The following is a 6469-nucleotide window of genomic DNA, read 5'->3' on the forward strand; positions in this document are numbered from 1 at the left end:
GCATCGGCATCTGCTCTAATGGCGTAATGATGAATCAGACACCTCTCGAAACGGCGCTCAATCGAGCCATGATCCGTTGGTCTTTGACGAAATCGGCGCTGGTCGCCGAGACCCAAAACGGCTGGGTTTTTAAGGTCGAGCAGAACGGTCGCGATATGGCGGCCCTCAAAATCATCAAGCCCCACGTCCGCGACCAAGAAGGGCGCGGCACAAGCCTTTTGGAATACTATTCCGGTGAAGGCGCGGTGACGGTTTTCGACGTCCACGAAGACGCCATCTTTATGGAATGGCTCGACGGGGGCACGCTCGGAATTCTGTCTCGTTCAGGGCGCGATGCGGAAGCCACCGAGGCTTTTGCTTCGACCGTCCAGAAGCTGCACATGCCACGCGCGGATTTCCCGAAGGGGCTCGCGCCGCTCCGGCAAAATTTCGATGCCTTGTTTGAAACCGATGTGCGGCAATGGCCCCATACGGCGCGCGATCTTTATGCGCGCTGCGCAGGCACGGCACTCAAGCTCTTTGATAAGCCGACCCGCGAAGTGCCGCTGCACGGCGATTTGCACCACGACAATATTATGCGCTCTGATCGGGGCTGGTTGGCGATTGACCCCAAGGGGCTATACGGCGACCCGCATTATGAAGTCGCCAATGCCTTCCGCAATCCGCACAATGCCATCAAAGTTGCAGCGAACGCCAAGCGCATCAGCGAAATGGCGGATGTGTTTTCGGCAAAGTTGCAGCTCAACCGTAAGCGCATCTTAGGCTTTGCGGCTGTCCATTCGGGCCTTGCCGCCTGCTGGAATTTGCAGGCCGGAAACGCTATTCACGGGGACCTTGCTGTCTTGCCTCTCTTGCTCAGCGCTTACGATCAGGCCTAGTTCATGACCCTTATTTCGCGCCGTTCCGTGCTTATTCTTGGCGCTGCGGGCCTCGTCTCGGCCTGTTCAACCACGATCCCGCCCCTTCCGGCCAAGGCGTCGAGCCAGCCAGAGGGGCTGTCGCGCGAGGAAATCGTTGCCACCATCAACGCCGTCCGTCGGGCGAATGGGGCAGGGGAGTGGACTTATAGCTCAGCCCTTGAGGCGGCAGCGCGTTCGCAAGCGCGGCTTATGGCGCGCAAGGATACGCTGAGCCACGATCTGGGTGTAACGCTGCGCGAGCGTGTGACAGAGGCAGGTTACCAGCTGGCTGTCGGCGAAAATCTCGCCAAGGGATATAAAACCCTTCCCGACACAATTCAGGGGTGGCTCAATTCGAGCGGTCACCGCAAGACGCTGCTGTCGACGCGCTTTGTCGAGTTCGGCCTGGCGACGGCGCGGACCAATTCTGGGAAAATTTATTGGGCCTTGATCGCAGGCGGTCCGTTTGAGGCCTGGCGACAGTAAAGCCTAGCCGCGCGAAAACACCAGAACGGTTTCCTGATTGCCGTCGCCGCCCGTAATCGGTGACAGAATTTTGGTTTGAAGCGCGAAGTTTTGCGCTTCGGCAAAGGCGATGACTTCGCCCATGGCGCGGTCGGACGCCTCAAGGTCGCTAACGATCCCGCCCTTGCCGATAAAGTCACGCCCGACTTCAAACTGCGGTTTGAAGAGGATGATGGCGTTCGCTTTTGGAGCGCAGAGGGACAACGGCGCTTCGAGCACTTTGGTGACCGAGACAAAACTGACGTCGGAAACGACGAGATCAATCGGCTCGACGATGCGGTCCCGATCGAGGTCGCGGGCATTGGTGCCCTCAAAGCTGACAACGCGCGCATCGGCGCGGAGCAGGGGATGAAGTTGGTCGTGACCAACGTCGACCGCATAGACTTTGGCCGCGCCGCGCTTGACCAGAACCTGGGTGAACCCGCCGGTTGAGGACCCGACGTCGAGACAGATTTTGCCTTCCGGCGAAATTTTGCCTTCGTCGAGCCCCGCAATCAGTTTGAGCGAGGCGCGCGAAACATAGTTCGCTGCCGGGTCATCGATGCCCAAAACATCATCTGTCCCCACCATCTGGTTGGGCTTTTTCGCTGGAGCGCCGTTCACGGAAACTGTGCCGCGCAAAATCGCATCGCGCGCACGAGCGCGGCTTGGCATCAAGCCACGCTCTTCAAGCGCAAGATCAAGCCGGATCCGGCTCACACCTTCACCGCACGCTGGATTTTGTTCTTCGCTGTCTCGGCATCTTCCCCGTAAGAAATGCTCGAGACAAACTTACCCTTATCGTCGATGATATAGGTCAGGGAGGTGTGGTTGACGGTGTAATACTCGCCTTCACCGACGATTTCCGAGAAGGCACCAAAGGCCTTCTTGATGCTCTCGGTGTCCTCAGCTGTGCCGGTCAGACCAATAACGCTTTGGTCAAAGCCTTCGACATAGTCCTTGACGATCTCAGCGGTGTCGCGCGCCGGATCAACCGAAACAAAGATGATACGCAGATCGTCTTGGGTGAGGCCCAGCTGCGCCCGCCATGCGGTTGTCTCGGCCAGAGTGACCGGGCAAACATCGGGGCAATGGGTATAGCCAAAGAAGACAAGGCTCGGCGTACCCATCAGATCAAGATCGGTAAACTCCCCACCACGCGAGGAGGTGAGCGAAAACGTGTGACCTTCTTCCCCGATGGTCTGCTGGGGTGGGCGGAAGGCGTAAAGAGCCGTGGCTCCAATTGCCGCGACGGCAACCAGCACCCAAAGTGCGATGCGCACAATGCGCAAGGAGTTGTTTGAGGACATGTGTTTCGCCTTTCAGATAGCCAAAAGGTCACGCAGTGCTCGGCACTCGCATGACCTCGTGACCGTATAATAAGGAGGGCTGGTCAGCCCAAAATCAATTTGCGTCGAGCGGTTCGGTGCCCACGGCCTTGCCTTCACGCGACAGAGTGATCTTTTCGATCCGCGCTTCTGCTGTCTTCAGCAGGGTCTCGCAATGCGCTTTGAGCGCTTCGCCGCGTTCATAAATGGCAATGGATTCAGCCAAAGGCGCGCGTCCGCTTTCCAGCTTCTGCACGATCTGTTCGAGCTGCTCGAGTGCAGCTTCAAAGCTCAGCGATTTCACATCGTCATGTGCAGTGTCGGCCATGATAAATCCTGATCCTGTTTACCCGTTGAGTAGGGTCGCAACATGGGTGCTGACCCCACCGGAAAGTCCCTTGAGGTCATACCCACCTTCGAGGAGTGACACAATCCGATTGCCGCATCGGCGCTCGGCAATGTCCATCAACTTGCCCGTTACCCAGCGAAAATCATCCTCTATCCATTCCAACTGGGCGAGCGGATCGAGAATATGCGCGTCAAATCCGGCAGAGAGAATGATCAGATCAGGCGCGAAATTGTCGAGCGCGGGCAGAATGATCTCATTATAGGCGGCGCGCATCTCCGCCCCAGCCGTTTTGGGCTTGAGCGCAGCGTTAAAGATATTGCCGACCCCATGTTCATCTGGCCGACCCGTGCCGGGAAAGAGCGGCATCTGATGGCTCGACGCATAAAAGACGCTCGGGTCGTCTTTAAAGATGTCCTGGGTGCCATTGCCATGATGAACGTCAAAATCGACGATGGCGATACGTTCCGCGCCATACTTGCGCTGGGCTTCCCGTGCCGCAATGGCCGCAGTGTTGACGAGGCAAAAACCGCTGGTGTCCGCGATTTCAGCGTGATGACCGGGCGGGCGAATGGCGCAGAAAGCATTGTCGACTTCGCCGAGCAAAACGCCACGCAGACCAGCCAGTGCGCCGCCAAGGCCCGTGGCCACAACGTCCAGACTGTTGCCGGAAATCACAGTGTCGCTGGTTAGGGAGCGAATGCCTTCGGCAGGGCGCGCGTCGCGGAGCGCCGGCAGATAATTGGCATCATGCACGAGTTCGGCCAGAAAGAGATCGCCATAAGGCGCGTCTTGACGGACAAGAGCGTCAAACTCAGGTGCAGACAAGGCTTCAGCCACGGCGACCAGCCGAGCGGCGCATTCAGGATGCCCTTTGGGCGTCAGATGCTCTTCGTAATTTGTCTGGCTGACCAAAAGGGTCGTCACATTAGCTCCATGCCGATACTGGCCTGATCACGCATAATCTACGCCCAGCCTATTCCGCCGTATACATCAGGGTGATGGTTTGTCTTGACGGCAGGCGTGCCTATTGTCAAACACCCAAGCATGAACGTTCCAGATGTCGAAACCATCCGGCAGGCGGGCGAAAGCCTGCGCGCAGGGCAGCTTGTCGCCTTTCCAACAGAGACCGTTTACGGGCTCGGTGCTGACGCGACCAATGCCGACGCGGTACTTTCGATCTATGAAACCAAGGGCCGTCCGCGCTTCAATCCGCTGATTGTTCACTGCGCCGATCTGGCGATGGCCGAACGCTACGGCGTCTTTGGCCCATTGGCGCGCAAGCTGGCGCAGGCCTTTTGGCCGGGCCCACTCACTATCGTTGTGCCCTTGGTTGAAGGTCACGGCCTGGCGGATGTCACCACGGCAGGGCTTGATACTGTCGGCATTCGTGTGCCCGATCATCCGGTCGCCAACGCCTTAATCCGCGCCGCAGACCGGCCACTCGCCGCGCCTTCGGCCAATCCATCTGGAAAATTGTCGCCGACGACGGCTCTGCAGGTCAGCGAAGGCTTTGCCGGCCGTGTGGCGGTTCTCGACGGCGGGCCATGCACATCGGGCGTCGAGTCCACTATCGTGACCGTAGACGGTGATACCATCGTGCAGCTCCGCGCCGGTGCGCTCGCGCGCGAAGAGATAGAGGCCCTCATCGGGAAAACTGTTGTTTTGGCGGAAAAGGGCGCGAAAATCTCCGCGCCCGGCATGCTCCTGAGCCATTATGCCCCCAATGCCGCGATCCGCCTTAACGCAACACCTGAAGAGGGTGAGGCCTATCTCGCGTTCGGTACGGCTGTCGCGCACCATGGTCCGGCGCTCAATCTCTCGCCAAGCGGCGATTTGCGAGAAGCGGCGCGCAATCTCTTTGCCTATCTCCATCAGCTCGACAAAGCTGGCGCAAGCTTGATCGCTGTGGCGCCTATCCCGAGCACGGGCTTGGGCGAAGCGATCAATGATCGCCTGTCCCGCGCAGCGGCTCCACGCGGCTAGCCTGCCTGAAAATCAGAGTGATCTAAGCGCTTTAGTGCGCCATATTGGGTTTCATTATTCGGAGCCCGACAATGTGCAACACATGTTCAAGCGTTTCGCTTTCCCGCCGTCATCTGCTTATCGGCAGCCTTGCTTTAGCGGCAGCAACAGCTCTCCCGCCGCAGAGTGCCATTGCCCTTGATACGCATGGGGCACCCGCCATCGCCGTCTCACCAAAAGAAGCTTGGGACAGGTTGATGCTCGGCAATCAGCGGTTCCTCGATAATACCCGCCGCAATGTCGATTTCGCAGCAGCGCGTCCAACACTAGCGCTCGGCCAACATCCCTACGCTGCAGTCCTGACCTGCGCAGATTCGCGTGTTGTGCCTGAACTCGCCTTCGACCAAGCGCCGGGCGATCTCTTTGTCCCCCGCGTGGCGGGCAATTTCGCTGGGGAGGACGAAATCGCCAGCCTCGAATACGCTGTGGCGTCACTCAATACGCGTCTCATCGTTGTTCTTGGACACTCAAGGTGTGGAGCTGTCGATGCGGCACTCGCTGTCGCCCGCGACAATGCCGATCTGCCGGGCTTCCTTCCCAAGCTCATCGACAACATTGTGCCTGCTGCCAATAAAGCGCTCCTCTCCGGCGCGGATGACGTTCTTGCCGAAGCGGTCAATGAGAACATCCGCATGACTATCTCCAACCTTATTACCCGAAGTGTCGTCATCGGCGCTGCGCACCGGGAGGGGAAACTAGCGGTCCTCGGCGCTCACTATGACCTAGCCTCAGGAGAGGTGACCCCAGTTTCTTGAATGCTTGCGACAATCCACAGGGCCTAGGGATATTTCACAGAATGAGAGCGGATAGCGCTAAGGCGCAGAAACTCTAGCAACTCAGTCGAGTTCTGCACATTGACCCTTGTTGCGAAACGTAAAACTGTCGTGATTTTGTCATGAGGGGGTTGCCAGCAAAACGGCCTGCCCCTATAACCCGGTCATCGCTGCAGAGCACAGCGCCTTCCGGCACTGAGTTCTAGCGGCAAAGAAATCTGAAAGATCAGGCAGTTTGGCCGGTAACGGCGCAAAAGCTTTGTCTTTAAGAACTCCGGAAGTAATGCTTCCAAAATGACGTGTCCGGTTTGCGCCGATGGGTCAGCTCTTTGACATTGTGAAGATTGAAGAAAGAGAAACGTGGACGGCGAGGTTCTTGCGAACGGAAGCTGGGGTTTACTCCGGTGGAAGTTATACAAGACTTCGATGGGTGCACGTTTCTAGAGGTACACTCTTTTAGCGCTTTTTAGCGCAATTTGATGTGTGTCCTCGTCAAAACGCAAACGTGCATCTAGCGACAATAGTCATGATTAAACTTGAGAGTTTGATCCTGGCTCAGAACGAACGCTGGCGGCAGGCTTAACACATGCAAGT

Annotated in this window: 8 protein-coding genes and 1 rRNA gene; 5 read left to right on the forward strand and 4 right to left on the reverse strand. The window is 57.8% G+C overall.

Annotated features, from left to right (window positions below):
- Nucleotides 1-29: 29 nt before the first annotated feature.
- Together HKD40_RS15330 and HKD40_RS15335 are read left to right on the forward strand one after the other, a co-directional pair.
- The gene (locus tag HKD40_RS15330; protein ID WP_169196657.1) at nucleotides 30-878 is read left to right on the forward strand and encodes an aminoglycoside phosphotransferase family protein; all 849 of its coding nucleotides are present in this window, start codon (nucleotides 30-32) and stop codon (nucleotides 876-878) included.
- A 3-nt stretch (nucleotides 879-881) separates the two neighbouring features.
- On the forward strand, nucleotides 882-1385 hold the full coding sequence (locus HKD40_RS15335; RefSeq protein ID WP_169196658.1) for a CAP domain-containing protein: 504 nt from the start codon (nucleotides 882-884) through the stop codon (nucleotides 1383-1385).
- 3 nt (nucleotides 1386-1388) lie between these two features.
- On the opposite strand, the gene HKD40_RS15340 is transcribed toward HKD40_RS15335, so the two are convergent.
- From HKD40_RS15340 to HKD40_RS15355, 4 genes are all read right to left on the reverse strand, one after another.
- Nucleotides 1389-2123 carry a TlyA family RNA methyltransferase gene (locus HKD40_RS15340; protein WP_169196659.1) on the reverse strand — a complete coding sequence of 245 codons (735 nt, stop codon included), beginning with the start codon at nucleotides 2121-2123 and terminating at the stop codon, nucleotides 1389-1391.
- Complete coding sequence (locus HKD40_RS15345; RefSeq protein ID WP_169196660.1) at nucleotides 2120-2713, reverse strand: SCO family protein; 594 nt, start codon at nucleotides 2711-2713, stop codon at nucleotides 2120-2122. Before HKD40_RS15345 ends, HKD40_RS15340 begins: the two co-directional genes overlap by 4 nt.
- 94 nt (nucleotides 2714-2807) lie before the next feature.
- Nucleotides 2808-3059 (reverse strand): exodeoxyribonuclease VII small subunit, encoded by a 252-nt coding sequence (locus HKD40_RS15350; RefSeq protein WP_169196661.1) that lies wholly within the window; start codon nucleotides 3057-3059, stop codon nucleotides 2808-2810.
- 18 nt (nucleotides 3060-3077) lie between these two features.
- Complete coding sequence (locus HKD40_RS15355; protein WP_169196662.1) at nucleotides 3078-4004, reverse strand: histone deacetylase family protein; 927 nt, start codon at nucleotides 4002-4004, stop codon at nucleotides 3078-3080.
- A gap of 120 nt (nucleotides 4005-4124) precedes the next feature.
- Between HKD40_RS15355 and HKD40_RS15360 the strand changes: the two genes are divergently transcribed.
- The 3 genes from HKD40_RS15360 to HKD40_RS15370 form a co-directional block, all read left to right on the forward strand.
- Nucleotides 4125-5063 (forward strand): L-threonylcarbamoyladenylate synthase, encoded by a 939-nt coding sequence (locus tag HKD40_RS15360; RefSeq protein WP_169196663.1) that lies wholly within the window; start codon nucleotides 4125-4127, stop codon nucleotides 5061-5063.
- Between the two features lie 71 nt (nucleotides 5064-5134).
- On the forward strand, nucleotides 5135-5857 hold the full coding sequence (locus HKD40_RS15365; protein ID WP_169196664.1) for a carbonic anhydrase: 723 nt from the start codon (nucleotides 5135-5137) through the stop codon (nucleotides 5855-5857).
- 550 nt (nucleotides 5858-6407) lie between these two features.
- Nucleotides 6408-6469: ribosomal RNA gene (locus HKD40_RS15370) — 16S ribosomal RNA — on the forward strand; the annotation flags it as partial.

It is taken from the genome of Devosia sp. MC1541 (assembly GCF_012847305.1).
Taxonomy (GTDB): domain Bacteria; phylum Pseudomonadota; class Alphaproteobacteria; order Rhizobiales; family Devosiaceae; genus Devosia.